The organism is Thiocystis minor (assembly GCF_016653465.1).
In the GTDB taxonomy this organism is placed as follows: domain Bacteria; phylum Pseudomonadota; class Gammaproteobacteria; order Chromatiales; family Chromatiaceae; genus Chromatium; species Chromatium minus.
This window is the reverse complement of the sequence record NZ_NHSQ01000050.1, coordinates 1-3,294: the sequence shown is the minus strand read 5'-3', so window position 1 is coordinate 3,294 and position 3,294 is coordinate 1. Positions and strand designations below refer to the sequence as shown.

At 65.6% G+C, this 3,294-nt stretch carries 4 protein-coding genes and 2 pseudogenes; 2 read left to right on the top strand and 4 right to left on the bottom strand.

What is annotated here, in order from left to right:
* Nucleotides 1–313 (top strand): annotated as a pseudogene (locus CCR95_RS05280) (ProQ/FINO family protein); the annotation flags it as partial.
* A gap of 35 nt (nucleotides 314–348) precedes the next feature.
* On the top strand, nucleotides 349–1,128 hold the full coding sequence (locus CCR95_RS05275; protein WP_201092528.1) for an NYN domain-containing protein: 780 nt from the start codon (nucleotides 349–351) through the stop codon (nucleotides 1,126–1,128).
* 210 nt (nucleotides 1,129–1,338) lie between these two features.
* On the opposite strand, the gene CCR95_RS05270 is transcribed toward CCR95_RS05275, so the two are convergent.
* From CCR95_RS05270 to CCR95_RS05255, 4 genes and pseudogenes are all read right to left on the bottom strand, one after another.
* Nucleotides 1,339–1,956, bottom strand: a complete 618-nt coding sequence (locus CCR95_RS05270; protein WP_338115353.1) for an SOS response-associated peptidase — start codon at nucleotides 1,954–1,956, stop codon at nucleotides 1,339–1,341.
* 46 nt (nucleotides 1,957–2,002) lie between these two features.
* Entirely contained in the window at nucleotides 2,003–2,431 is a 429-nt protein-coding gene (locus CCR95_RS26560) for a DUF4113 domain-containing protein (protein WP_476718519.1), read from the bottom strand.
* Between the two features lie 120 nt (nucleotides 2,432–2,551).
* Nucleotides 2,552–2,824: pseudogene (locus CCR95_RS05260) on the bottom strand (pyridoxal-phosphate dependent enzyme); the annotation flags it as partial.
* Nucleotides 2,825–2,854: 30 nt separating this feature from the next.
* Nucleotides 2,855–3,294, bottom strand: a 440-nt coding sequence (locus tag CCR95_RS05255; protein WP_201092524.1) for an EAL domain-containing protein, incomplete at its 5' end; no start/stop codon positions are given.

Genomic DNA, 3,294 nt, shown 5'->3' with positions numbered 1-3,294 from the left:
ACTGACCCCGGAGAACATCGTGACCGGTCGCCTCGAACTCACCGTGAAGTTTACGCAACTGCCTCAGCCCCTCCCGGTCAAAGCCGGCATGAAGATCGGCATCCAGACGGACACGGCGCTGGTGGTCGCCACCCTGCCGCCGAAGGTCTGGAAGAAGCTGGAACAGGCCGCGCGCGAGTGGCCGTCGTGGATCGCCTCTCTGACCGGCAAGCTCGGCGCTCAGGCGGGTTCGGATGCCGGGGCCGTGGTGGTGTTGGAGCAAGCGGCGGTGCAGGTATTTGAGCGGAAGGCGAAGCCCGCGCCCACCGAGTAGTCGGCGCCCGCCCGAAACCGATCAGGATCAAGACGATGGATGCTCTACACTCCCTTCCGCGGCTAACGCCACCCGAACCCGATGCATCGCTCTGTGCCGGCCTGACCTTCGCGCTCTACATCGACGCGGATAACCAGCCTGCCCACCATGCCGCGACGCTACTCGATCTGCTGCAAGAAGGGTTCGGCGGACAGGTCAAACAGATCACGGTCGCCGGAAACGAGAAGGGCAACAAAAATGCCGTCTGGGTCGAGGCACTGCACACACAACATCCCGATCTGGCCATTCAGAGCGTCGTGGTACCTTGTCGGCCCAATGCCGCCGACATCGCGCTTATGCTCGCCCTGGGAGCGGATCTGTCCGAACATCGCCGATGTGGCACGCGGGTCGTGGTGGTCTCGCGCGATGCCTTGTTACTGGATGCCGCCGAGCAGGTGAAGGAGAGCGGTATCCACCTCGATGTGGCTTACGCCGATAGCGAAATTCCGACCGCCAAGCGCACGAAACTCACCACCTTCCTGCTGCCAATGGCCGTGGAGACCGCGAAGGCGTTGCCCATCCCGGTGGCGGTTCCCGCCTCCGCGCCTCCCAAGGTACCTGCCCAGACGCCGATTCCCAGCGAGATCGCGAAGGTGATGGCTCAGGTGCGTTCGACCTGCACGCGACAACCCAAGGGCGGTTATAGCAGCAATGACGTTGGTCAGGCGTTGGCCAAACTCGGTTACTCCACGCCAGCCGAACGCAAGCAGATACTGGCGCAGTTCCCTAATCTCCAGGTGCAGGGCCAAGGTCCAGACAGGTGCCTTGTCTTCTAATCTCATCGGTACCCGCCGCCGGCGAGATCCCCGCCAGGAACGCGCCACCTGCTGTACCAGGTGCATCGTCACCGAATCGCCTGCTCATTCGGGCATCGACGACATTCGCAAGTTCAGCGCAACTGATCGCGACCGCCATCATCCCTTTTCAGATCACCGCAGGGCTCGATCAACGCCGGGTCATCCTGGGCCGGCGTATTCACCCGCCGGTCAAACCGGATAGGCCATCAACGGCGTGGGATCGCAGGGCGTGAGCAGCGCTTGCAGCGGCTCGGGGCGGGTCAGCCCCGGATCCAGCCAGACCTCATCATCCGCCGGCGACAGAATCACCGGCATCCGGTCATGGATGGGTCTCACCACGGCGTTGGCGTCAGTCACGATGATCGTGGTGCTGTCGATGCGCTCGCCGCTCGCGGGATCGGTCCACGTTTCCCACAACCCGGCGAAGGCGAAAGGCTGGCGATCCCGCCGGGCAATGAAAGACGGTTGCTTGCCGGAACCGGTCGCCTGCCATTCGTCGAAGCCATCGGCGGGGATCAGGCAACGGCGTTGCCGGAAGGCCGCGCGAAAGGAGGGCTTCTCGGCCACCGTCTCGGCGCGGGCATTGATCGTGCGGTAGCCGATCTTGCGATCCTTCGCCCAAGGCGGGATGAGTCCCCAATGGAACGTCGTGAAGGTTCGCGGACCGGCGGAGTCCGCGCGCACGGCCAGAAGCTGGCTCCCCGGCGCGATGTTATCGCGTGGCGGCAGCCACACCCCGTCGAAGGAGGCGCCAAACTGGGCTTCCAGTTCCGTGCCGCTGCGAGCGACCGCACATGCTGTCTCCACACACCTCGCTGAACGGGATGGACGAATCAGGCCAGACCCACGCAATTTAGCACGCCCGCACCCTCGGTAACGCCCCCCAGCGCGTCGTCGAGATCGGCGAGACGCGCCCCGCGCGCCGCGGCCAGCCGGTGCCGATCAGTTCGCCCCCATAGCGCAGCTTCTCGCGCCCGAAACGGCGGTTGATACCGTCCAGGGCCGCCATCCGGAGCGTCGCGCGTGCCTCCTCGTCCGGGGCCGCGAACAGATCCGCCGGCGCCCGCCCGACCGGAACCAGATCCGGTAACAGCACCCCTGCCCGCCGATAGGCGTCTCCGCGCCGGCACAGCCGCGCAGCGCCCGCGAGCGCCTGCGCAATCAGCGCGGCGCTGTTCTGGGTCGGAGCGACGAAGGGGATGGTGACGGCATTGGTATAGAAGGGCCGCGCGGTGTCGAAGGGATCGGTCTGGATAAAGACGGTCAGCGCCGGGGCACGCAGCTTCTCCCCCGGTGCGGGTGGCGAAGTGAGTCAGCATGGCGCGCCGCTCGGCCAACGTCGACACCAGGATGCCAAAGCTGCGCGAGGTCGTGATCGGCCGGCGCAGTGGCATATGGATCAACGCCGGATGCCAGGAATACTGGCCCCCTCCTCCGGCTGCACGCCGACGATCCGGATCGCCGGATTCCGTTCCTTGAGAGAGCGCCCGGTGCCCATGATCGTCCCCGTGGTGCCCATGGCACTGACGAAGTGCGTCACCTGCCCGTCCGTGTCGCGCCAGATCTCGGGACCGGTGGTCTCGTAATGGGCGGCGGGGTTGTCCGGGTTGAAGAACTGATCGAGCCGGATCCCCTCGCCGCGCGCCTCCATGGCGTTGGCCAGATCGTTGGCCGCCCCCGACAAATCGTCATGCGGAATGTCGGGTTAAACCTCGGGATGCGCCCCTGGCCACTCGCTCCAGCGCGGATCGGAGCGCCAGGCGGCGAGCCAGCCGGGTAGCTCGTGAGCCGGTAGTGGATGGGCGATGCGGAAGCCCTGGGCCAGCTCGCAGCCGAGTTGCAGCAGTCGCTCGCCCTGTTCCAGGGTTTCCACCCCTTCGGCGATGGCCTGGCGGCGGAAGGCGGCGGCCAGACCCAGAATGCTCTCGATGATCGCCAGATCATCCGGATTGTCGAGCATGTCGCCGACGAAGCTGCGGTCGATCTTCAGCACGGTGACCGCCAAGTGCTTCAGATAGGTCAGCGAGGAATAGCCGACGCCAAAATCGTCCAGGGTGCAACTCACCCCGAGTTCGCGGCAATCCGCGACGATTTTGGAGAAGTGCGCCAGGTCTTGCATCGCGCTGGTTTCCAGGATCTCCAGCG

Coding starts and splice junctions, on each gene's coding strand:
- CCR95_RS05275 (WP_201092528.1), top strand. CDS start 349: ATGGATGCTCTACACTCCCTTCCGCGGCTAACGCCACCCGAACCCGAT.